Annotated in this window: 24 protein-coding genes; 14 read left to right on the forward strand and 10 right to left on the reverse strand. The window is 72.8% G+C overall.

All coding sequences use genetic code 11. The features are described from left to right. The first annotated feature begins 102 nt into the window (after positions 1–102). The 3 genes from ACZ7CD_RS26045 to ACZ7CD_RS26055 all read left to right on the forward strand — a co-directional run bounded on the left by ACZ7CD_RS26045 (position 103) and on the right by ACZ7CD_RS26055 (position 2154). Entirely contained in the window at positions 103–525 is a 423-nt protein-coding gene (locus tag ACZ7CD_RS26045; RefSeq protein WP_470379867.1) for a hypothetical protein, read from the forward strand. Positions 526–602: 77 nt separating this feature from the next. After that, positions 603–944 carry an STAS domain-containing protein gene (locus ACZ7CD_RS26050; protein ID WP_458432858.1) on the forward strand — a complete coding sequence of 114 codons (342 nt, stop codon included), beginning with the start codon at positions 603–605 and terminating at the stop codon, positions 942–944. A gap of 73 nt (positions 945–1017) precedes the next feature. After that, the gene (locus tag ACZ7CD_RS26055; protein ID WP_470379868.1) at positions 1018–2154 is read left to right on the forward strand and encodes a serine/threonine-protein kinase; all 1137 of its coding nucleotides are present in this window, start codon (positions 1018–1020) and stop codon (positions 2152–2154) included. Between the two features lie 222 nt (positions 2155–2376). Here ACZ7CD_RS26055 and ACZ7CD_RS26060 read toward each other — a convergent pair whose 3' ends face one another. Both ACZ7CD_RS26060 and ACZ7CD_RS26065 read right to left on the reverse strand, forming a co-directional pair. Continuing rightward, positions 2377–2805 (reverse strand): DoxX family membrane protein, encoded by a 429-nt coding sequence (locus ACZ7CD_RS26060; protein ID WP_360400356.1) that lies wholly within the window; start codon positions 2803–2805, stop codon positions 2377–2379. Positions 2806–2897: 92 nt separating this feature from the next. After that, positions 2898–5747, reverse strand: coding sequence for an AfsR/SARP family transcriptional regulator (locus tag ACZ7CD_RS26065; RefSeq protein ID WP_360400359.1), 2850 nt, complete (start codon positions 5745–5747; stop codon positions 2898–2900). Positions 5748–5871: 124 nt separating this feature from the next. Between ACZ7CD_RS26065 and ACZ7CD_RS26070 the strand changes: the two genes are divergently transcribed. The 7 genes from ACZ7CD_RS26070 (at position 5872) to ACZ7CD_RS26100 (ending at position 10390) form a co-directional block, all read left to right on the forward strand. Beyond that, positions 5872–6330, forward strand: a complete 459-nt coding sequence (locus ACZ7CD_RS26070) for a hypothetical protein (RefSeq protein ID WP_360400362.1) — start codon at positions 5872–5874, stop codon at positions 6328–6330. A 112-nt stretch (positions 6331–6442) separates the two neighbouring features. Continuing rightward, on the forward strand, positions 6443–6967 hold the full coding sequence (locus tag ACZ7CD_RS26075; protein WP_470372437.1) for a peptidase inhibitor family I36 protein: 525 nt from the start codon (positions 6443–6445) through the stop codon (positions 6965–6967). 221 nt (positions 6968–7188) lie between these two features. After that, positions 7189–7620, forward strand: coding sequence for a hypothetical protein (locus ACZ7CD_RS26080; protein WP_360400368.1), 432 nt, complete (start codon positions 7189–7191; stop codon positions 7618–7620). Next, positions 7617–8852, forward strand: coding sequence for a PPE domain-containing protein (locus tag ACZ7CD_RS26085; protein ID WP_470379869.1), 1236 nt, complete (start codon positions 7617–7619; stop codon positions 8850–8852). The genes ACZ7CD_RS26080 and ACZ7CD_RS26085 overlap by 4 nt, the downstream gene beginning before the upstream one ends. After that, complete coding sequence (locus tag ACZ7CD_RS26090; RefSeq protein ID WP_458432864.1) at positions 8849–9121, forward strand: type VII secretion target; 273 nt, start codon at positions 8849–8851, stop codon at positions 9119–9121. The genes ACZ7CD_RS26085 and ACZ7CD_RS26090 overlap by 4 nt, the downstream gene beginning before the upstream one ends. Continuing rightward, the gene (locus ACZ7CD_RS26095; protein WP_470379870.1) at positions 9114–9785 is read left to right on the forward strand and encodes a hypothetical protein; all 672 of its coding nucleotides are present in this window, start codon (positions 9114–9116) and stop codon (positions 9783–9785) included. Before ACZ7CD_RS26090 ends, ACZ7CD_RS26095 begins: the two co-directional genes overlap by 8 nt. A 35-nt stretch (positions 9786–9820) precedes the next feature. Beyond that, complete coding sequence (locus ACZ7CD_RS26100) at positions 9821–10390, forward strand: hypothetical protein (protein WP_470379871.1); 570 nt, start codon at positions 9821–9823, stop codon at positions 10388–10390. Here ACZ7CD_RS26100 and ACZ7CD_RS26105 read toward each other — a convergent pair. Beyond that, entirely contained in the window at positions 10305–11081 is a 777-nt protein-coding gene (locus tag ACZ7CD_RS26105; protein ID WP_360400383.1) for a helix-turn-helix domain-containing protein, read from the reverse strand. The two genes, ACZ7CD_RS26100 and ACZ7CD_RS26105, sit on opposite strands and share 86 nt — an antisense overlap. A gap of 28 nt (positions 11082–11109) precedes the next feature. On the opposite strand from ACZ7CD_RS26105, the gene ACZ7CD_RS26110 reads away from it, so the two are divergent. Next, positions 11110–11883: an ESX secretion-associated protein EspG gene (locus tag ACZ7CD_RS26110; protein ID WP_360400386.1), complete on the forward strand. Its 774-nt coding sequence runs from the start codon at positions 11110–11112 to the stop codon at positions 11881–11883. 10 nt (positions 11884–11893) lie between these two features. Here the strand turns inward: ACZ7CD_RS26110 and ACZ7CD_RS26115 are convergent, their stop codons facing one another. Genes ACZ7CD_RS26115 through ACZ7CD_RS26130 form a run of 4 tightly spaced genes read right to left on the reverse strand, consistent with a single transcriptional unit; the run spans position 11894 to position 14268 of the window. Beyond that, the gene (locus tag ACZ7CD_RS26115; RefSeq protein WP_360400389.1) at positions 11894–12208 is read right to left on the reverse strand and encodes a hypothetical protein; all 315 of its coding nucleotides are present in this window, start codon (positions 12206–12208) and stop codon (positions 11894–11896) included. Next, positions 12205–12486 carry a YbaB/EbfC family DNA-binding protein gene (locus ACZ7CD_RS26120; protein WP_360400392.1) on the reverse strand — a complete coding sequence of 94 codons (282 nt, stop codon included), beginning with the start codon at positions 12484–12486 and terminating at the stop codon, positions 12205–12207. The genes ACZ7CD_RS26115 and ACZ7CD_RS26120 overlap by 4 nt, the downstream gene beginning before the upstream one ends. Then, on the reverse strand, positions 12483–13535 hold the full coding sequence (locus tag ACZ7CD_RS26125; RefSeq protein ID WP_470379872.1) for a CHAP domain-containing protein: 1053 nt from the start codon (positions 13533–13535) through the stop codon (positions 12483–12485). Before ACZ7CD_RS26125 ends, ACZ7CD_RS26120 begins: the two co-directional genes overlap by 4 nt. A 1-nt stretch (position 13536) precedes the next feature. Then, complete coding sequence (locus tag ACZ7CD_RS26130) at positions 13537–14268, reverse strand: transglycosylase SLT domain-containing protein (RefSeq protein ID WP_458432871.1); 732 nt, start codon at positions 14266–14268, stop codon at positions 13537–13539. Between the two features lie 234 nt (positions 14269–14502). Here ACZ7CD_RS26130 and ACZ7CD_RS26135 point away from each other — a divergent pair, with 234 nt between their 5' ends. The 3 genes from ACZ7CD_RS26135 to ACZ7CD_RS26145 all read left to right on the forward strand — a co-directional run bounded on the left by ACZ7CD_RS26135 (position 14503) and on the right by ACZ7CD_RS26145 (position 16086). Next, positions 14503–15351, forward strand: a complete 849-nt coding sequence (locus ACZ7CD_RS26135; RefSeq protein ID WP_458432872.1) for a coiled-coil domain-containing protein — start codon at positions 14503–14505, stop codon at positions 15349–15351. Positions 15352–15535: 184 nt separating this feature from the next. Next, positions 15536–15850: a hypothetical protein gene (locus ACZ7CD_RS26140; RefSeq protein ID WP_458432873.1), complete on the forward strand. Its 315-nt coding sequence runs from the start codon at positions 15536–15538 to the stop codon at positions 15848–15850. Next, positions 15847–16086, forward strand: a complete 240-nt coding sequence (locus ACZ7CD_RS26145; protein ID WP_470379873.1) for an Imm1 family immunity protein — start codon at positions 15847–15849, stop codon at positions 16084–16086. Before ACZ7CD_RS26140 ends, ACZ7CD_RS26145 begins: the two co-directional genes overlap by 4 nt. Positions 16087–16104: 18 nt before the next feature. Here ACZ7CD_RS26145 and ACZ7CD_RS26150 read toward each other — a convergent pair whose 3' ends face one another. The 3 genes from ACZ7CD_RS26150 to ACZ7CD_RS26160 all read right to left on the reverse strand — a co-directional run bounded on the left by ACZ7CD_RS26150 (position 16105) and on the right by ACZ7CD_RS26160 (position 18804). Next, positions 16105–17172 (reverse strand): spore photoproduct lyase family protein, encoded by a 1068-nt coding sequence (locus ACZ7CD_RS26150; protein ID WP_470372434.1) that lies wholly within the window; start codon positions 17170–17172, stop codon positions 16105–16107. A gap of 90 nt (positions 17173–17262) precedes the next feature. Then, positions 17263–18387, reverse strand: coding sequence for a hypothetical protein (locus tag ACZ7CD_RS26155; RefSeq protein ID WP_360400416.1), 1125 nt, complete (start codon positions 18385–18387; stop codon positions 17263–17265). 84 nt (positions 18388–18471) lie between these two features. Continuing rightward, positions 18472–18804, reverse strand: a complete 333-nt coding sequence (locus ACZ7CD_RS26160) for a hypothetical protein (protein WP_470379874.1) — start codon at positions 18802–18804, stop codon at positions 18472–18474.

An 18804-nucleotide genomic window follows, 5' to 3' on the forward strand; every position in this document is an offset into this window, starting at 1 on the left:
TGCCCGGACCGCACCCGGCCAACCACGCTCCGGTACACACTTTCGTGTGCGATCGGTGCTGCTCAGGCCTGTGAAGGCGGTGCCGTTCGTATCGTCGCCGGAGTGGGAGACGAACGGTCAGCCGGGCAGGACGTGTCGGACCTGGGCATCGAGATGCTGCCCGTCGCGCTGGCGAACCTGCGCGCCGAGCTCGCCGAGGCCCGCGGCTTCATCAGCGACCTGGCCGGGATGGCACCGGAGCAGGCCGACAGCTCGTGGTGCGACCGGCTCGACGACGAGTACCGCGACGCGGGTGCCGGGCAGGCGGCGATGGCGCGGCAGCTGGAGCGGTGGCGCCGGGACCACCCGGACGCCGTCGGCCTGGACGAGCTCGCCGCGCTCGTCGCCGACGTCGAGCCCGTCCGCCAGGAACTGCTGCGGCAGCTCGCACGGCTGCGCTGCGCGCGGGCCGTCCCCGACCCGCGCCAGGCCCCCGATCCGCGCCAGGCCCCCGACGCGCGTCTGACCGCGCCGGACGAGGCCTGACCCACACCGCCCGTTGATCGACAACCCGTGCCCGGCGTGACAGGCTGGAAACGGGGATCTCGGGAGGAGTGACACCAGTGGAAGCCAAGACCGACCTGCGGGACAACGCAGTGGTCCTCCAGATCACCGGCGAGGTCGACACCTACACCGCGCCGCTGCTGCGCGAGCACCTGGACGAGGCGTTCGCCCAGGCCGCGGACCGCCGGCTCGCGGTGGTGCTGAACGTGACGGACGTGTCGTTCATGGCGTCGTCCGGGCTGTCCGTGCTGGTCGAGTACCACCTGCGCGGCGTCGACAAGGGCACACCGCTGCGGGTCGTGGCACCGGCCGGGAGCGTGCTGCGGGCCCTGCGCGCGACCACGCTGAACGAGATGATCGAGCTGCACGCCAGCGTGCCGGAGGCACTTTCCGGCCGCTGAGGCCGAAAAAGATGTTTGCGCTCGAAGAATGCGGGAACCAGGCAGGCAGCCGACAGCCGACAGGAAGGCCGCCATGCCGCCGGACCGCCTCCTCGCCGACAGGTACGTGCTCGCCGAGTTGCTGGGCACGGGTGGCATGGCCGACGTCCACCGCGCCTGGGACACCCGGCTGCAACGGCACGTGGCGGTCAAGCTGTTCCACAACGGCTCCGAGGTCTCCCACGAGCGGAGGTTCGACAACGAGGTCAAAACCCTGGCCTCGCTGTCGCACCCCAGGCTCGTGGACGTGCACGACGCCGGGACGAGCGACGGCACACCGTTCGTCGTCCTCCAGCTCATCGACGGCTGCACGCTGCGCGAGCGCATCAACAGCGCCCCGCTGACGGTCGGTGAGGTCCGCCTGCTCGGCGCCGACCTGGCCGAGGCGCTCGCCCACGTGCACGAGACGGGCGTGGTGCACCGCGACATCAAGCCGTCCAACATCCTGCTCGACGAGGACGGCAACGCCCACCTCGCCGACTTCGGCCTCGCCCGCCTGGTCGGCACGACCCGGCTCACCAGGTCCGACCAGGTCGTCGGCACCGCCGCCTACCTGGCCCCGGAACAGGTGCGCGGCGAGGACCCCGGCAGCGCCGTCGACGTCTACGCGCTCGGCCTGGTCCTGCTCGAATGCCTCACCGGCCGCCGCGAGTTCGAGGGCAGCGAGATCGAGTCGGCCGTCGCCCGCCTGCACCGCCGGCCCGCGGTCCCCGACGACCTCCCCACCGACCTGCACCGCCTGCTGACGCTGATGACCTCGCTGTCCCCGCGCCGCCGCCCGACCGCCGCGGACTGCGCCCGCATCCTGCGTGCTTCTGACGACTCGGCCACGCACATCGCCCTGCCGCAGCCCCGGCGCCGCCTGCACCACGTCCTCAAGGCCGCGGCCGTGGCGACCCTGGTCGCCACGGCCGGTCTCACCGCGGTCGCGCTGGCACCGCAGCCGCCCGTGGAGTCCGCACCCGCCCCGTCCACGCCGTCGGCTCCCGCCGCGACGACCACCGCTCCCCCCGCAGCGGTTCCGGTGCCGGTGGCGGTGGCGGTGGAGCAACAGGCCGAGGTCACCAGCCCGCAGCAGGTCCAGCCCGTCCCCCAGCCGAAGGCGGGCAAGCCCGCGTCGCCACCCGGCAAGAAGGCCGAGAAGGCCAAGGGCCCGCACGGCAAGCGCTGACGGTCACCGCTGCCGCTGGCGCTCCTTCCACCAGTTCACGGCGAACCCCGCGGCCAGGAGGGCGACGGGGACGAGGAGGATCCAGGGGCTGTCCGGAACGTGGTCGTACCGTCCGGAAACTTCAGCAAGGATGACCATGGACCCGGCGTACCCCCGTGCCGCGAACCGGCAAACACGGGGGCGTCCAGGTGGCCGAACGGACTGCTCCGCCCGGCCACCCGGCTACGACCTGGCCGACGACGGCGCTACCCGCGGAGCCGTGGGTCGCAACATCGGCACGAACGCGTCCCGGTGCACCCAGGCCAGGTGGACCTCGGCCGCCGCGAGCACCACGGCGAGCACCGCACCACTGGGCTCCAGCAGCACGTGGAACCCGAAGATCCCGACCACCAGCGGCGCCAGCAGCGCCAGTGCGAGCGGCACGAACCTGTTGACCAGCAACATGATCCCGGCCACCAGCTCGACGACCTTGGTGACGGGCACGATGAACCCGCTCTCCCCCAGCGCGGTGGCGAACGCGACCGCCTCGGCCGACATGCCGTCGGTCGACTGCGACCCGATCCCGAACAGGCCGGTGAACCCGGAGAACGCGAACAGCGCTCCGAACAACACCCGCACGACAACGTTGATGTACTTCACGGTCTTCCCCATGCGGATCATCCTGGAACCTCCACGAAACTGGAGGTAAAGGCCTGTTCGCCCGCAGCAGAAGGCACTGGCCGGGCGCACGGGGGGGTCAGGACTCATCCGGTTCCCGTCAGCACCTGCCTGTCCAACGTCCGCACCAGGTCGTGTGCGCGGCCGAGGTGGCGTTCGGCGGCGCCGGGAGCACCGTGCCGCAGTTCCAGCTCCCCCAACGCTTGCAGGCACTCGGCCTCGTTGCGGCGGTCGCCGTTGCGGCGGAAGACGCCGGCGGCGCGTTCGAGGGCGGGACCGGCCCTGGTGGGGTCGTCGAGGCCGGCGTACACGCTGCCGATGCGCTGCTCGGCGTAGGCGGCGCAGCGCTCGTCTCCGATCTCGTTGAAGATGGTGAGCGCCTGGACGAGGCAGCGCAGCGCCTCCGTGCTGTTGCCGCAGGTCTGCCGGTACTGGCTCATCGTCCGCAGGATCACGGCCTCGCGGTGCCGGTCGCCGAGCTCCCGCGCGATGCGCAACCCGTCCGCGATCACGGCGCCGGCGTGGCAGCCGTGGCCCTGCTGGAACCACATGAAGCCGATCGAGCTGCGCAGCTGGGCCTGCATGGGCGGGTGCCCGACCCGGTCGAGCAGGGCCAGCGCGTCACCGGCGCAGCGCAGGGCGAGGTCGGTGCGGTCGAGCACGCGCCACACGGTGGACAGGCCGGCCAGTGCGAGCGCTTCCCCGCGCCGGTCGCCGAGGTCGCGGTACAGCCGCAGGGACTCCTCCAGCGCCGTCCGCGCCTCGTCCAGCTCGTCGAGGTAGACGTGGACCTGGCCGATGCCCTGCAGCAGCGCGGCCTGGCCGTGCGCGTTGCCCGCGGCACGGGTGGCGTCGAGCGCGATCCGGTGGCTGCGCCGCCAGTCCTGGTAGAGGCTGCGGTGGTCGTAGTACGGCACGAACGCGAGTGCGAGCTCCCACACGAGCTCGTCGAGTCCCCATTCGGCGCCGAGCTCCACGGCCCGCAGCAACGTCGCCCGTTCGACGTCGAACCACGCGACCGGGTCGGCCACGACGTGGTCCGGCTGCCAGCGGTCCGACCGTCCGGGGGTGTGCTGGAACAACGCGGGGTGGAACAGGTCGCGGGCCTGCTCGGCCAGGGCGAGCCAGGCGCCCAGCACCCGCCGCACGGCGGCACGGCGTTCGGTCTCGCTGTAGTGGTCGGCGGCGGCGCGGGCGGCGTAGGTGCGCAGCAGGTCGTGCAGCCGGTACCGGGGTTGGCCGGCGGCGTCGGTGCCGACCAGGCGGAGCAGGTTGGCGTCGACGAGGGCGTCCAGCACGTCCTCGGCGTCGCGCTCACCGGTGAGCGCGCCGACCACCCACCCCGGCAGGGTCTCCGCGCCGAGCAGGCCCATCAGCCGGAACGCCCGTCCGGCCGCCTCGGGCAGCTGCCGCACGCTCAGCTGGAAGCTGGCCCGCACGTCGAGGTCGCCCACGCGCAGCTCGGCCAGCCGGCGCGACTCGTCCTCCAGCCGTTCGCGCAGGAGCCCCAGCGTCCACGCGCCGCGGCTGGCGAGGCGTGCCCCGGCGATCCGGATGGCCAGCGGGAGGTACCCGCACAGGCGGACGATCGCGTCCGACGCCTCCGGTTCGCGGTCGATCCGGTCCGCGCCACCGACCCGCGCCAGCAGCGTGCGGGCGTCGGCGGGAGGCAGCACGTCCAGCTCGACGTGGTGCGCGCCCTCCAGGTCGGTGAGCCACCGCCTGCTGGTCACGAGCACCGCGCACCCGTCGGACGGCGGCAGCAGCGGCCGCACCTGACCCGCACCGGCGGCGTCGTCGAGCAGCACCAGCACCCGGCGCCCGGCGAGCCGGGAGCGGTACAGGCCGGCCCGCTCGTGCAGGCTGTCCGGCATCACCGCGTCGGTGACGCCCAGCGCGCGCAGCAGCTCCGCGAGCAGCGCCGCGGGATCTCTCGGCACGGCGGCCGTGCCCGCCAGGTCGAGGTACAGCTGGCCGTCGGGGAACCGTTCGCGCGCACGGTGGCCGGCCTTGACGGCGAGCATCGACTTGCCGGTGCCGGGAGCGCCGACGACCACCGGCACCCGTCCACCGGTGAGCAGCCCGAGCACCGCGTCCAGTGCCGTCTCCCGGCCGGTGAAGTCGGCGATGTCGGCCGGCAGCTGGCGCGGCTGCCGGGTCTCCGGCTCGCGGATGGCGCTCACCAGGTCGAGCGCCGGGTCGGCCCGCAGCACCTGGGCGTGCACGCGTTGCAGGCGGTGGCCGGGGTTGGCGCCGAGCTCGTCGGCGAGGAGCCGGCGGACGTCCTCGTACACGGCGAGGGCGTCGGCTTGGCGTTCACCGCGGTACAGCCCGATCATCAGCAGTTCGCGCACCCGTTCCCGGTACGGATGCTCGGCCGCGAGGCGGGACAGCTCGGCGACGGCGAGGCCGTGCTCACCGCGCAGGAGGTCCAGCTCGGCCAGGTCTTCGAGGGCGGCCAGGCGGTACTCCTCCAGCCGGATGCGCTCGGTCTCCGCCGCGGGCGTGTCGATGCCGCTGAACGCCGGTCCCCGCCACAGCGCCACGGCCTGCGACAGCCGTTGCCACGCGGAGGCGAGGTCACCGTCGTTCCTGGTCGTCCGCGCCTGGGCCAGGCCTCGGGCGAACACGGCGCTGTCGAGCTGTTCGGGCGCCACCCGCAGCCGGTACCCCGAGCCCACCGTCTCCAGCACGCCGCCGTCGTCACCCAGCGACCGGCGCAGGTCGCCGACGCACTTCTGCACGAGGTTGAGCGCGCTGCGCGGCGGTCTCGTCCCCCAGGCGCACTCGATGATCCGGTCGCGGTCCACGCAATCGTTCGCGTGCAACAACAACAGCCCGAGGACCTGGCAGCTCTTCCCGGGCCTGAGCCCTACCGCGTCCGATCCCCTCCACACGACCACGGGTCCGAGGACCCCGAACCGAAGATCTGGCATCGCGCTGTCCCTCCCCGTCGCCAACGGTACGCCGACCAGTGACTTTCCGTGAGATTTCCGTGACGGTGCAGCACCGCCCTGCACAGTCCTGAGCAGACCGGAAACCGTTGCGAAGGGGATAGCGATGAGCTTCGTCGGAAGAGCAGCACGATCGGTGATGACCGCACTGCCGCTGGCCGCCGTGGTGGTGGGCGCGGGGGTCGTGTCGGCGGCACCCGCGAACGCGGCGGTGTCGTGTTCGGGCACCATCAGCTACAGCGACACCATCGGCGGCGTCGGTGAGCTGACGATCTTCTACAACAGCTCCGACGGCGGCACGAACAGCGCCTGCTTCTACCACCGGGGCGCGGCCTACGGGGTAGCCGCACCGACCTACGTCCGGACCTTCCGCTGCGTCGAGAGCAGCGGCGAGGGCCAGCCCTGCACGATCGACCGCTCCTCCACCCCGGACCTGGACAACTACCGCTACTACGCGGGGCCCAGGGGCGTCACGGGCACGGCCAGCCGCTGCGTGGCCGCCGTCGGCTACATCGACTGGCACGGCTTCCGCTACCAGATCAGCAGCGGCCGGCAGGGCTGCTGACCGGCAGGGCTGCTGACCGGCAGGGCTGCTGACCGGCAGGGCTGCTGACCGGCAGGGCTGCTGACCGGCGCCGGGTCCGCACGTCACGTCCGACCACCAGCGAGGAGAGATCATGTTCGGGAAGTCCATTCGCAACTGCGGGATCGCCGCCGCCGTCATCGGGCTCATCGCGGCGGTCCCCGTCCAGGCCGGCGCGGCACCGGGGGTGCGGGCGTCGTTCGAGGGGCGGACCATCAACCTGGCCCGGAGCTGGGACGGCGCGCAGGTCTGCGCCGAGCTCGCCCTCGGCGACGTCCGCTGTTTCCGGACGCCGCAGCAACTCGCCGCCGCCACGCGCGAGGCCGGCATCGCGGCGGCGGAGGACTGCAAGAACACGTGGGTCTGCCTCTGGGCCGACATCAACCACACCGGCAGGCGGCTGCAGTGGAACCTGCCGGGCAAGAAGAAGCTCGCCGACTGGGGGTTCCGCGACCAGGCCAGCAGCGGGGCGCTGCACCGCATCCAGGGCGGGGCGACGCTGGTCAACTACCGCACCGCGCTCCCGAACCAGGAGGCGTTCCTGCGCGCGGGCGGCATCTACTCCGACTTCCGCGAGTTCGGCTGGAACGACAAGGCCGACGAGATCCAGGTCGGATAGGTCGCGGTCGCTTTCGCCGGCCATCGGGGGAACGTCGGCCCGCGGTGCTCCCCGGCCCTTTCCTGAATTCGCCATTCGACATCCTTGGCGGCAGTTTTGCCCACGCGCGCAGCTTTCGTGCCGATCCGCGCACCCGGTACTGGATCTTCCGGCCGCATCCGGACACCATGTACCGAACCGTCGGAACGAGGGAGTGTGCGCCCGTGGTCAGGGTGGGCAGCATGGACGAGGCCGAGCGCCTCAAGAATTCGCTGCGGGACGGGAGCGTCGCCGAGGTCGTGGGGTCGGCCGCCGGCATCGGTGTGGGCGGCCTGGTGGGCGTCCCGACGACCGGTGCGGACCGCATCGAGGTCGACCCCGCCGACTTCGACCAGGCCATTCGCCAGCTGCACCGGCGCAGGGACGAGCTGGCGGGGCACCTCGCGGACAGCGCCGTGCTGGCGGCACCGCTGCCGGACGGCAAGGGGCCGGTCGCACGGCAGATGCGCAAGGCGTTCGGGCTGCGGGCCCGCGACGTCGAGGGTGGCGTGCGGGCCGCGTTGCAGTCCTACGTGCAGCAGCTCGACCTCGTGATCGACGCGCTGGAGAACGTGAAGAAAATGCACGTTGCCGTTGACGAGAACACCGCGGCGGCATTCAAGGGGCAGGCATGAGCGGGCGCGACAAGGGTTACCACTCCGAGGAGCACAAACCCACCGCGAAGCAGCTCAGGCGCGAGCGGAGGCGCAGCAGGGAACGCCGCGCGAACCTGCGCGAGGAGGCGTTCGACTCCGGGACCATCCGCTGGGAGGTCTACACCCACCAGCAGATGTGGAACATGGTGCACTCGGCCGACCTGCCGGGGATGTCCGTGCGGACCGCTCAGTGGCAGGAGCTCGCACCGCAGCTGCGCCACACCTCGCGCGCCGTGCAGGAGGTCGTCAACCGGCTGACCGCGTCGTGGCGCGGGCCCTCGGCCGAGCTCGCGGCCCAGGCGGCGACGGCGCTGACGTCGTGGGGCGAGACGGTCGGCGACTCCGCCGAGCGGGTCGCCAGGGGCATGGACACCTACACGACGGTGCTCCAGGAGACCAAGCGGCGGCTGCCGGAACCCGTGCACTACTGGGCGGAACGGCACTTCCGGGAGGGCTACGACGTCAAGGTGGCCGACGGGCCGCAGGGGCTGAACCTGCTCGAACAGCTCACCGACGACCACATGCCGACCAAGACCGAGGCGCGCAACGCCAAGGCCGAGGCGGTGGCCGTCATGCAGGTCTACGAGAACGAGAGCCGGCACACCCGCTCCACGCTGCCGGTGTTCGACACGGCACCGCCGACCGCGCAGCAACCGGGTCCCACCACACCGCCGCCCACGGTGGTCCTGGGGCCCGACCCCGTCCCGCGCCCCGATCCGGCGCCGAGGCCGGGGCCGACGCCCACGCCGCAACCACCGGGGCAGGTACCGGACGTTCCGGTGCCGCCCGCCGCCGACGACGACACGGGTGTGGCCTCGGTCGGCCCTTCCGCCACGGGGACGCTCAACGGCACGACGACGTTCGGCGGACCGTTCGGCACCTCTGGACCCCAGGGAACACAAGGAACGCACGGCTTCCTCGGCGGCGCGTCCGGCGGCACGTCCGGTGGCACCGCGCCGGGGACGCCGGGCGCCGGACCGGGAGTGCCCGGCGGCGCCACCGGTGTGCTCGGCCAGCAGGCCGGCCGGGGCACCGCGGCGGGCCTGGGCGGCCGCGGATCGGCCGGTGTCCCCGGAGCGCCGGGGTACGGCATGGCGCCGCCGTTCGGTGGCGGCAACGACGAGGAACGCCACCACACCAACCGGTACGCGGAGAAGATGGACCTCCTCGACGACATCCCGCCGGGTGCGCCGCCGGTGCTGGGCGAATGAGCGACGGCTACGTCACCGACGTCGCCGCGGTGCGGGCCGCGGCGACCCGGCTGGACGGCACGGCTGCCGAGGTCGAGGCGGTGACCACCGCACTCGGCCAGGGCTCCGGCGGCGACCTCGGCCCCGGCGTCACGGCGGCGGCGGACGAGCTGCTGCGGTCGTGGGCGGACCGGACCGCGGCGCTGCGCACCGAGCTCGCCGAGGCCGCCGACGAGCTGCGCGCGGCCGGTGCCGCCTACCGCGACGCCGACGAGCTGCACCATGGCTGACTACCGGGGCCTCGGGTTCGACCCGGTGCCGGGCGATCCGGGCACCGTCGCCGCGGCGAGCGACCGCTGCCGCCACCGCGTCGAGGTCCCGGCGCCGCCCACCGGGTGGACGGGCGCGGCGGCGGACGCGTTCACGGCACGGCTCGCGCAGGTGCGCGACGAGCTCGAAACCGCGCAGCGCACCCTCGGGGCGGCTGCCGATGCGTTGGACGACTGGGCGGGGACGGTGCTGGCGAACCAGCGCAGGGCCGAGGAGCTGGACCGGCGCGCACGGGCGCTGCGGGGTGCGGTCGACGACGCGGACAACGCCGTGGTGATCGCGTCGTTCCGCGGCGGACCGGAGCACGTGGCCGCCGCCGCGCGGCTGGAGGAGCTGCGCGGCGAGCTCGACGGCGTGCTCGCGGCCGCCCGCGACCTGGAGGCCGACCACCGCAGCGCCGCCCGGCGGGTCGAGGAGCGGTTGCGCCGCCTCGTCTCCGGCGGTGTCGAGGCGGCCGGGCACGTGCCGAGCCGCGCCGACCTGTTCGACGGGATCGTCCGTGCGTTGAACGACCACTCGGCGCTGGCCGGTGCGCTGGCCGGTGTGCTGGTCACGACGCCGCGCACCGCAGGCACACCGGCGGGCGGGGCGGCCGCCTTCGCGTCGGCACTCGGTCAGCGGTGAGACTCACGCCGGTACGGGGCGTCATCCCGGTCGCAGTGGGCTCGGTCGAGACGACCTCCGCCGAGCTGTTGGCGTTGCTGCGGCAGCTGCGCGGCCCAGACCGGGCACGTGACCCCGGCCTGGAGGTCGCGGCGACGCAGGCCGCCGAGCTGGCCCAGCGCCACCACGCGAGCTTCGTGGCGGTCGTCGAGCACCGCGACGCCGACCCGGCGGTCCTGGTGGCCGGCCTGGTCGCGGTGGAGCGCGCGCTCAGCGCGGAGGCCGCGGAGGAGCTGTGCTTCCACCTCGCCGACACCGGTGGCCCCGGCATCAAGGAGCTGACCACCGCCACGACCGGCACCGGCTACCCGGTGGCGATCGTCGAGCGGGTTCCGGTCGACGGCGTCGGGGCGCAGCTCCAGATCGTCGTGCCCGACCCGGCGCGCCCGCGGATCGCCGTGTTCACCCTGCACTCCCCCAGCGGGCGCGGGTGGCTGGAGCTGGCGGGCATCACCGGGCGGTTCGTGAACGGGGTGGAGTTCACCTCGCCAGAGCGCGCCGGCGGTACTCCGTCGGCGGCTGCCCGACCAGCGCGCGGAAGGCCCGGGAGAAGTGCGTCGCACTGACGAACCCGCAGTCGCGGGAGATCTCACCGACACCGCGGTCGGCCTTCGCCGGGTCGGCCAGCAGCGCCTTGGCCCGGTCGATGCGCAGCACCTTGATCCGCTCGGCGACGTTCGGCTCCCCCTCGAACACCTGGTAGAGGCGGCGCAGCGAGATGTTCAGCGCCTTGGCGACCCGCCCCGGCGTCAGGTCCGGCTCACCGAGGTGCGCGCGGATGTGCTCGAGCGCGGCACGCCGATGCCCGGTGGCGATGTCGGCGCGTTCCAGCTCCTCGCGCAACGCGCTGCGCAGCACCAGCTCCGCCAGCCCGACCAGGTGGTGCGCCGCGCCCACCGGGTCCAGGACGTCGCGCGCGGTGACGAGGTGGCCGACCGCGCTCGCGAACGCGCTGCGCAGACCGGCACCGACCGCGACGGGCTGGAACATCAGCGGCCGCAGCTCGCGCACCCCCGTCGACAGCCGGGTCTCCGGCACGGTCAGCATGATCGCGCCGACCGGCAGCACGTGCAGCGAGCAGTCGCCGAACACGTGCACGGCCTCCGGCAGCGACCGGTGCACCGGGCACCTCATCAGCAACTGGACGGCCGCCGGCGTCCGCGCGGACGGCGCACCGGTGAACGCGGCTTTCGCCGCGGCGGCACCGGAAGCACGCACGACCAGCACACCGCTCGCGACCTCTGCGTCGTGCTGCACGCGGTCAAGACTAACCACGGGAGTCCTCATGGCACGGCGTTTGCCCGCAACCGGCGCGGTGGTCCTGTCCCACCTGGAGTTCGACCTGGTGTGGGAGGACCTCGGCTTCGGTGACCTGCCCGCCGCGCTCGACGTGCCGTCCCACGGCGCCACCGAGGACGAGCGCGACCAGCTGGCCGTGGACGTGTTCGCGGAACTGGCCCGCGCCGGCCTGGCGGACGACCACGGCGACGTCGTCCCCGAGCTGGAGGAGCTGCTCGGGATGCTGCGCCACCACGCGGTGTCCGTCGACGCCCTGGTGTTCGGCGACCAGCCGTGGCGCGTCCTGGCCGCGGTCAGGGGCAGCCGCGGCGTGCTCGCCGTGCTGAACAACGAGGAGCTGGCCCTCGAACCCATCGCGCGCACCGACCTCGTGCGGGCGGTGGCGAAGCTGCTCGGCGACCACCCGGCCGGACCGGGCGACCAGGTGCGGCTGCCGCGCCCGGCGTACTCGGCGGCCCTGCGCGGACACGTGGAGAGCGGGTACCACGGCCTGGAACGGGCCCTGGCCGACGCGGGTGTGCGCGGCAGCGCGATGCGCCCGCTCATCACCATCGCGGAGGCGGGCCGGCTCGGGGCGGGGCAGCTGGCCGTGACCGGCAGCCGCGGGCGCTCGCCGGTGCTCACCTGGTCGGACACCAGGGCGGGCCGGTACGTCATCACGACCGAGGCCATCCGCGACGAGCAGTGGGTCCGGGTGGTGCCCGCCGACCTGGCCTGGATCACCCGGCGCCTCACCGACATGCTGGCCGAGGCCTCGTAGTCCGGTCCGGTCAGACCGGCACGAGCTCCGCCAGGACCGCCTCGTCCAGCACGGCCGCCAGCACCGCCTCCCCTTCCTGCAGCGCCTCCTGCGCGGCGCACTCGACGAGCCGGTGGATGCGCGCCGCCAGCGCCGCGGGCCGCACCGCCATCGCCCGCGGACCGAGGTCGAGCCCGACGAGCTTGCCGTGCAGGTCGACCGTCACCACCACGTCGTCCTCCCGCGCGGAGCAGGTGATCGCGTCCAGCGCGGCACGGACGCCGAGCGGTTCGCGGTCGTCGTCCTCGGCCAGCATCTCCTCGACGGTCTGCGGTTCGTGCGTCATCGGACCATCCAGCTCTCGGGTGTCGTGGACTCGATCTCCTCGACGAGCGCGGGGTCGGCGTGGATGCCGAGCGCCTCCAGGTGCTCGCCGCCGAGCACGTGCCTGGCGCGTTCGCCGGCCCGCGCGGTCGCCGTGCGCACCAGGGTCAGGATCTCGTCGGCGAGTGCGGCGCGGCCCAGCCGCATCGACCGCTCGGTCAGCGTGATGGCGCGCAGCCCGCCGCCCACGCCGACCTCGATAGCGATGCCCGTGGCGTGGTGGGCGTGTCCGGTGGTCACGGGTGCACTCCTCCGTAGAACTTGGTGCTGCTGAGCTGGTGGGTGTTGCGGCGCACCTGGTCGCCGGAGTTGCCCTCGATCAGGGTGACCGTGTTCCCGTCGACCTTCTCGACGATGCCGATGTGCTTGCTGGTGGCGGGGCTCTGCGGCCCGGTGCCGAACAGCAGCACGTCGCCGGGCCGCACGTGCTGCTTCAGGTCGCCGTTGCCGTAGGCCTTGCCGTTTCGCTGGCCCCAGCGGTAGACGTCCCCGGTGAACGGCAGGACCGGGATGTCCACACCGGCCCTGCGCCACATCGCCGTGGCGAACGACGAGCACCAGAAGGTCGTCGGCCCGTACGGGTTGCGGTTGCTGCCCGGCGGGTTCTCCCGCGTGCCGATCTCGCCGCGGGCGGCGGACACGATCTTGCGCACCTTCGCACCGGACAGCTTCGTCGCGCCACCGCCACCGCCACCGCCACCGCCACCGCCGCCGCCGCCGCGTCGTGCCGCGCGCGGATCGGCGATGCCGTCGTCCTGGATCTCCTTGGTGAGCGCGCGCAGCTTCCGCCCGGCTTCGTCGAGCTCGGCCTTGACCTGTCGCACGGTGCGCACCGACTCCCGCGTGTACTGCGGCTCCAGGTCGGCCGCGGCGGCCACCGCCTTCATCAGCGCGGCCCGCGATCCGCTCGCGACCCCCGCGTCGAGCAGCGCGGCGGCCTTGGTGACGTACTCGTCGACCAGCCGTTGTGCCGCGGTGTGCCCGGTGAGCAGCGCGCTGCTCGCCCCTGCCACCACCTTCTCGGCCTCGGTGCCGGCCGCTGCCGTCATCCTGAGCTGCTTGCCCAGCCGGTCGGACCGCCGTTCGAACTGCTCGGAGTTCGCCCCCTGCCAGTGGCCGAGCGCGGTCCCCGCGGCCTTGCGCACGGCGTCGCGCTGGTCCTCCAGCGCACTGCCCGCCTGGTGCAGCGCGAACTGCACGCGCATCGCGTCGTCCGCCTTGCCCGCCAAGGCGTTGCGGTGCCCGACCATCCTCCTGGCGAACTGCAGCGCCATCGCTCGCGTGTCCACGTCATCCTCGCTTCAAGTCGTCGGCGATCGCGTCGTCCTGCGCCCGGTAGGCCCCCGCCATGCGCCCGGTGGAGCGCGCCAGCCGGTCGGCGTTGCGGCCGACCCCGTCGACCTGCCGGTGCAGCGCCGCGCCGAACGCCTCCAGCGCCGACGCGAACCCGGTCTCCTTGCCGATCCGCCCGAAGCTGTCGTCGGCGATCTTGCCGACCTGCCGGACGTGCCGGGTGCCGATCGCCGCGATGTCGTCGGCGATGCCCCTGCCCTGCCGCACATAGCGGTCCAGCGCCTCCGGGTCCACCGCGAACCCGCCACCGCCCCCGCCACCGCCCCTGCCCCCGCGCTCCGGCCGTGCCGGCGCCCGCCGCGGGCTGTCCTTCGCCGCCCGGCGCGCGATGTCGAGGTACTTCCGGTAGGCACCGTTGGTGTAGGTCGACCACGGCGTCCACGACTTGCCGTCACCGGAGATCGCGTTGGCCACCTTGGCATTGGTCCGCGGGTCGAACAGGTCGCGGTTCGAGTCGAGCCCGTGCTGCCGGCGCCGCTCGGGCCCCATCGCGCCCAGCATGTTGATCTGCCACAGCCCGTAGGAGTCGTCCGGCGGCCGGCTGTTGTGCGCCCGCGGGTCCCCACCGGACTCCGCGAGGGCGACGGCGATCGCGATCGTGAGGCCCTGTCCTTCGAACCCGGCGGCACGGGCGTGCTGTGCGATCTGCTCGGGGCTCAACCTGCTCATGCCGGTGAGCTTGGCCGGTGGGCGATCACCGCGACAGGGGCGTTGCGCGCTGGGACAGCTCCAGTGCACGGCTGGACCAGTGGCCGTGCACCGGAGCCGTGCGACCGCCGGTTGATCCAGATCACACAAGTCGTTGCGCCCCAACGCCTCCCTCCCGGGAACATTCGCCTGCCCCGCTTCGTCTTCCGGGTGAGTGTTGCTGTGACTGGAGAGGAGCAGGGGGAAGTGGAGCTGTTGCCGCTGCGAACCGACTTCGACGTGCGCTGGCGCGGCTACGACCAGGACCAGGTCCAGCACTACGTGCACGCGGCGGAGAGCGAGACGACAGCGCTCACCGCCGACCGTGACGCCGCCCTGGCCCAGGCCGAGTCCCTTGCCCGGCAACTGGAAGCCGCCCGCACGGAGATCGCCGAGCTGCGCGCCCGCGTCGACCGGATCTGCCGGACACCGATCGACCCCGAGGCGCTCACCGAACGCACCCGGCGCATGGTCGAGCTGGCCCACGCCGAAGCCGAGGAGATCACCACCCGCGCCCGCAGCGCCGCCGAGCAGGACTGGGCGAACGCCCACCGCGCCGCCGAACGCCTGCGCCAGCGCGCCGAGCACCTCGTGACCGACCTCGACCGGCGCCGCGCGGACGTGGAGACCGAGCACCGCGAGCTGATGACCCGCGCCCACGCCCAGGTCGAGACGATGACCCGGCACGCGGAACGGCGCCGCCGCCAGCTCGACGACCAGGCCGCGCAGCTCCGCCGGCAGGTCGAGGCGGACTTCGAGCAGGCCATGGCCCAGCGCCGCGCCGAACAGATGCGTGCGCTGGAGGAGCAGCAGCGCTCCGCTCAGGCCCGCGCCGAGAAGACCGTCCGCGACGCCACCGAGCACGCGCGGCGGATCGTCACCGAAGCCGAGCACCGCGTCGAGGTCCTGCGTCAGCACCGCAAGCGCATCGGCGACCAACTGCTCGCCGCACAGGCACTCCTGGCCGACATCGAGCCCGTGCTGGCGGCGTTGCCCGAGGAGAACCTGCTGAAGATGGACGTCATCCACCCCGATCGGCGCGCTCGCGAACCCGTTCACCGCTGAGCACTCCGGATCGTCGCCTCAAGCACCGCCACGGACGGGTCGGCACCTTCCTCCAACCGCTGGGGTTTCCGCGAGGAGGGCGAGGCCGGGTGGCAGCCGCTGAGCACGTCGAGATCAAGGTGGCCTGGCGACAGCGCAACGCTGGTCCGGCAGACTCCGAGACCTTCACCGGAAGGAGCCTGCCGTGAAACATGTTCTCGACGCGTACTACTTCTCTCCCGAGAACCGCGGCCGGACCCCTGTGAGGGTGGACTCGGAGGCGAAGCTCGACCAGGTGCTTGCCGATGTCCTGGCCAACGAACAGCCCCACCCGACTGTCGTGTACCTGCGGGATCGCCCGAAGGTCGGTGCGCTCAAGCTCCCGGACCACCAGCTGAAGTTCGACATCGATGTGCCACACCGGGTCGCGGCCATGCACGCCATGGACCACCGAGTTTCGCGGCCGACGATGATCCGGTGTCACGGCCCGGATCAGGCCGTCCTGTCTCGTCCGAGATGAAGGACGACGAAATGTGTGCGTGGGTCACCCGCCGGACCGATGAACACCCACACGGGAATTCGGCCACCCGTCCCGATGATCGGGACATCACGCTGTACGTCGACGTGGACACGCGCACCCGATTCCCCGCGGATGCCCTCATCCCGTTGGCAAAGCTCAGAGAGGCGCTGTTGGAGCTCGCGGAAACAGGTCAACGCCCCACCTGCGTGCACTGGCAGGAGTCGGACGTCTCCTGATCCACCCCGGGCCGGAGCTCAGAACGCGTACCGGACCCGCAGGTACGGAGCCTGCTCCGCGACCAGTGCGAGGAACGAGTCGAGCAGTTCCCGCTTGAGCCCCCGCCGGTACCGCACGTTGACCCCTCCGCCCTCGCTGCGCTTGACCTCCTGCAGGTCCGGGCGCCACAGCAGGTCCTCCGCCCGCGGGTGCCAGCGCAGGTTGACCTCGTGCAGCGGCTGGTTGTGGGTGAGCATGATGACCTCGGCGGCCAGCTGCGCACGGGTGGCGGGTGAGACCGCGTCGCCGAGCGACTGGAACAGCTGCCGCCAGTCCTCCAGCCAGCCGTCGTGCACAACAACCGGGCTGAGGTTCACGTGCACCTCGTAGCCGGCGGCGCGGAAGTCGTCGAGGGCGGCGAGGCGGTCGGCGACGGGGGTGGTGCGGATGTCGAGCAGTTTCGCGGTGCGTTCGGGCATCAGCGAGAAGCGGACGCGGGTGCGGCCCCGCGGGTCCCAGTCCAGCAGGTCGCGGTTGACGTACTTGGTCGCGAAGGACGCCTTGGCGGTGGGCAGGCCGCGGAACAGCCGCACCAGGTCCCGCACGTTGTCGCTGACCAGTGCGTCCGCCGAGCAGTCGGAGTTCTCGCCGATGTCGTAGACCCACGCGTGGTCGTCGATCTGGCCGGGCTCGGTCAGCGGGCCCTGCCGGGCGACGTGGCGGGCCAGGTAGCCGGTGATCTGGTCGATGTTCGCGAACACCGTGATCGGGTTGGAGTAGCCCTTGCGCCGCGGCACGTAGCAGTAGGCGCAGGCCATCGCGCAGCCGTTGGCGGTGGACGGGGCGATGAAGTGCGCGGAACGGCCGTTGGGGCGCGCGCTCAGCGACTTCTTCACCCCGAGCACCAGCGCCTCGCGCTTGATCCGGACCCACCGCTGGGCGTTGGCCTCGTCGCCGTGCAGCTCGGGGATGCGCCAGTGGCTGTCGACCTCGACCCGCTGCGCGTCCGGGAACCGGTCGAGCACCTCGCGGCCGCGCGGCAGCAGCGCGGCCGCGGGCTCCACGTAGATGCGGGTCGGGTTCAGCAGCGGTGTCGAGGTGCTCACCCCTGCAGTGTCCACACGGCACCGACAAAAACCGCGCGCATGCGCCCTACCAGGGTGAACACGTGGCGCAACTCTCCTCCGGCGACCCGGTCACGTCTGCTGGATCTCGGAGATCTGCAGGTGCCGGGCGCCCTGCAGGGTCAGCGGGATGTTCAGGTAGTCGGCACCGGAGCGGGCCATCCAGATCCACCCCCGCAGCACGCTGTTCGGGTCGAAGACGTGGCAGTCGTGCCGGGTCCAGGCCAGGCTGCGGCTGAAGCCGTTGTACTCCTCGACGTCGAGCAGGTCGATCTTGAGGCTGTCGCCCTCGGTGCCGGCGACGCGGCCGGTCTCCCAGCTGACCTCGGAGAGCACGGTCGGGCAGCACTCGACGGTGACCAGGCCGAAGCGGGCGGTGTGCAGGCGTCTGCCGAACGGGGCCAGCGCCACCTTGCACGCGAAGACCAGGACGCTGGAGGCGTCGGTGTGCTCGCCGAACAGCAGGCCGGTGTGGAAGCCGGCGATGTGCACGTCGCGCAGGTAGACGACCGCGTTGTTGCCGCCGCCGGGCAGGACGACGCCGGTGGACCACGGGATCTCCGGCTCGACCACCGCGGGCAGCGGGTCCGGGGTGCACACGCGGACGCCGCGCAGGCGGACCTGCGGTGCCCACAGCAGGTTCAGGCCGGCCAGCGACGGGTTCGACGGCACCTGGACGGCGATGTTCGTGACCGCCACGGCCACGCGGTTGAAGCCGCCCCACACGTTGCCCTTCGGCGAGGCGATCACGGCCGGGGGCATGCCGGTCGCGAGGCCGTCCCAGGTGGCGGTGACCGTCGACTTCAGCATGGTGCCCGCCGCCGTCTGCCGGCCGTCCGGGATGAACTGCAGGCCCTGCTGGGTGCCGGCGCCGGCGAGCTCGACCGTGATCTGCGGGCCGGAGGTGCGCTCCGGGAACAGCAGCTGGCCGGCCGCGTGGGTGGGGCCGGGGCGGGGTCGGGCCGGTGGTGTGGCGAGCAGGTAGGTCCTGGCGTCGAACTCGACGCGTGCGTAGCCGTTCGCGCGTGCGGCGAAGGCGCAGGCCGCGTCGATCGCGCGCTGCACGGCGGCGGTGTCGTCGGTGCGGCCGTCTCCCCTGGCGCCGAAGTGCGCCACCCGGAAGACGTGCGAGCCGGTGGCGGCCTCGGCGGCGGGGGTGGTCGCGGCCAGCAGGCCCGCACCGCCCGCGGTCACCACGCCGGCACGGAGGAAAAGGCGACGATTCGTGTGATCGCCCGTTTCGATCATGAATCTGATCATGATCGAAACGGGCGATCAGCGTCAATTTCCGACAGCCCCGCACGGGGAAAGCATCAACTCATCGAGTGAACGAACCCCATTCTCCGCACATTCGCCCGATCCGGTGAGCACCATTGACGGCCACCTCACGAATCGGCCCTCGCGGGCACCGGCGTCACGGCCCAGGGCGGTCTCCACCGAGCCGCCGCCGATGTCGAGCAGCAGCAGGCGCCCGCCCAGACGCGTGCCGGTTCGAGGCGGGCCGTCGCGGCAGCGGCGTGCCGGACGGAAATCCGAAGAACATTCCCGGCCGATCGAATTCGCCGCCGCGCACGGGACCGGCGCGACCGCCGGGATCGTCGCGGAGAAGGACAC

This window comes from Lentzea sp. NPDC036949 (assembly GCF_055608075.1).

Bases quoted from the DNA above. Each gene is read 5' to 3' on its own strand.
- ACZ7CD_RS26085 (WP_470379869.1), top strand. From the start codon at position 7,617: ATGAGCGGGCGCGACAAGGGTTACCACTCCGAGGAGCACAAACCCACC.
- ACZ7CD_RS26095 (WP_470379870.1), top strand. From the start codon at position 9,114: ATGGCTGACTACCGGGGCCTCGGGTTCGACCCGGTGCCGGGCGATCCG.
- ACZ7CD_RS26055 (WP_470379868.1), top strand. From the start codon at position 1,018: ATGCCGCCGGACCGCCTCCTCGCCGACAGGTACGTGCTCGCCGAGTTG.
- ACZ7CD_RS26060 (WP_360400356.1), bottom strand. From the start codon at position 2,805: ATGGGGAAGACCGTGAAGTACATCAACGTTGTCGTGCGGGTGTTGTTC.
- ACZ7CD_RS26130 (WP_458432871.1), bottom strand. From the start codon at position 14,268: ATGAGCAGGTTGAGCCCCGAGCAGATCGCACAGCACGCCCGTGCCGCC.
- ACZ7CD_RS26070 (WP_360400362.1), top strand. From the start codon at position 5,872: ATGAGCTTCGTCGGAAGAGCAGCACGATCGGTGATGACCGCACTGCCG.
- ACZ7CD_RS26145 (WP_470379873.1), top strand. From the start codon at position 15,847: ATGAAGGACGACGAAATGTGTGCGTGGGTCACCCGCCGGACCGATGAA.
- ACZ7CD_RS26110 (WP_360400386.1), top strand. From the start codon at position 11,110: ATGGCACGGCGTTTGCCCGCAACCGGCGCGGTGGTCCTGTCCCACCTG.
- ACZ7CD_RS26075 (WP_470372437.1), top strand. From the start codon at position 6,443: ATGTTCGGGAAGTCCATTCGCAACTGCGGGATCGCCGCCGCCGTCATC.
- ACZ7CD_RS26090 (WP_458432864.1), top strand. From the start codon at position 8,849: ATGAGCGACGGCTACGTCACCGACGTCGCCGCGGTGCGGGCCGCGGCG.
- ACZ7CD_RS26115 (WP_360400389.1), bottom strand. From the start codon at position 12,208: ATGACGCACGAACCGCAGACCGTCGAGGAGATGCTGGCCGAGGACGAC.
- ACZ7CD_RS26065 (WP_360400359.1), bottom strand. From the start codon at position 5,747: ATGCCAGATCTTCGGTTCGGGGTCCTCGGACCCGTGGTCGTGTGGAGG.
- ACZ7CD_RS26080 (WP_360400368.1), top strand. From the start codon at position 7,189: ATGGACGAGGCCGAGCGCCTCAAGAATTCGCTGCGGGACGGGAGCGTC.